General features: G+C 44.1%; 1 protein-coding gene. It reads right to left on the bottom strand.

What is annotated here, in order from left to right; all coding sequences use genetic code 11:
• Nucleotides 1-71: 71 nt before the first annotated feature.
• On the bottom strand, nucleotides 72-1,427 hold the full coding sequence (gene ltrA / locus H5180_RS23265; RefSeq protein ID WP_259399614.1) for a group II intron reverse transcriptase/maturase: 1,356 nt from the start codon (nucleotides 1,425-1,427) through the stop codon (nucleotides 72-74).
• Between the last annotated feature and the right edge of the window lie 182 nt (nucleotides 1,428-1,609).

Consider the following 1,609-nt stretch of genomic DNA (forward strand, 5'->3'; position numbering starts at 1 on the left):
TAATCGGGTAGCCGGAGGTCTCTAACCTCCAGCCCCCACACCACCCATCATGCGGGTCCGCAATGGGCGGTTCATCTCCCGTAGTGAATATTGATCCAAATATCTCTTAATGACGCTAAACCTTGTGACGCTAGATAGTCATTGCCTATCGCAATGTTAATTCCTTTTGTTTTTGAGCTTCTACAAGGACCTTTACTGGTGATACCACATGCAATGGCGAGTCGTTCGCTAACACCCAATTTCATTAAACTGCGTACTTTGGTGCGAGGTTTACGCCATTGCCGCCAGTAGCACATTCTTATCCTACGGCGGATCCAGTGATCTAAATCCACCGTTAGCTGATAAGCGTTGGCTATTAGGTAGTAGTGTCCCCAGCCGCGCAAATACTGTGTGAGTTTATGAATTTGTAGGGTCATTGAGATCCCCCAGTTGCGGTTAGTGAGCTCCCTGACATTTGCTTTAAATTTCTTTAGCGCCTGTTCGTGGATCTGCACTTGACCGTAGCGGAAGGTAAACCCGAGAAATTTCGAGCCTGATACTGGACCGACCCGACTTTTCGATTCATTCACTTTGAGTTTTAATCGCTTAGTGATGAACGCAGTAATTTCCCGTTGGATTATTAGTCCTTCGCTTTTCGTTTTTACTAAAATGATTATGTCATCAGCGTAACGGGCAAACTTAAGGTGTTTGTAGGCTAGCTTCTTATCTAATTCATCGAGTAAAATATTGGAAAGTAAAGGGGATAATGGCCCACCTTGAGGGACTCCTTTGGTTGACTCAAACCACAGACCTGTTTCGCACTCTGCTACTCCCGCTCGTAGGTATTTACCGAGTAGGCGCATGAGTGCTTTGTCTTTGATTTTACGACCAACACGATTCATTAGCATGTCATGGTTTACTTCATCAAAGAACTTAGACAAGTCGATATCAACCGCTGTTTTATAACCTTGTTTAACACAAAATTGAACATGGTTCACTGCTTGACTGGCTCTTTTATGAGGACGATAACCATAACTATGTGGTGAAAATTTAGGCTCAAAGTAAGGGCTGATCACTTGAGCAATGGCTTGTTGGATCACTCTGTCGATAACAGAAGGGATCCCAAGCATTCGCTCACCGCCATCGGGTTTGGGTATCATCACGCGTTTGACTGGCAAGGGTTGATAAGTGCCGTTAAGTAATTGTTGTTTAATACCCAGCCAATGTAACTTAGCGAAGTGATTAAACTCTTCAATACTCATATTATCAATATCCGCAGCCCCTTTATTGCGCTTAACATGTTGCCATGCTGCACCAATATTGTGGTTGCTTAGTATCCTTGCCATCAGGTCATGATCTGTTTGGTTATATTCATTCGAGGTATTATTCACAGTCGAACGCTGTTCATCACTATCGCAACACGGTGATCTATGTGAATTCAAGTTCATTTGTAGTATCTCCTCTGGTTAAGATGTTCAGGCCTTCACCGTGTCCCCTCCATTACGATGGGCGTTTGGCTACTATGCCGTCTGCTGACTTCTGATAAATCACTCTAGCGATTACTCGATAAAGCGCGTCTAAACTAACGCTTGTTTACTGCTATTTCGCTCGCTGTAGGTCGCAGCAACCA

Origin of the sequence: Pseudoalteromonas sp. SR41-4 (genome assembly GCF_014163985.1) — a bacterium.
GTDB lineage: Bacteria > Pseudomonadota > Gammaproteobacteria > Enterobacterales > Alteromonadaceae > Pseudoalteromonas > Pseudoalteromonas rhizosphaerae.

Coding starts and splice junctions, on each gene's coding strand:
- ltrA (WP_259399614.1), bottom strand. CDS start 1,427: ATGAACTTGAATTCACATAGATCACCGTGTTGCGATAGTGATGAACAG.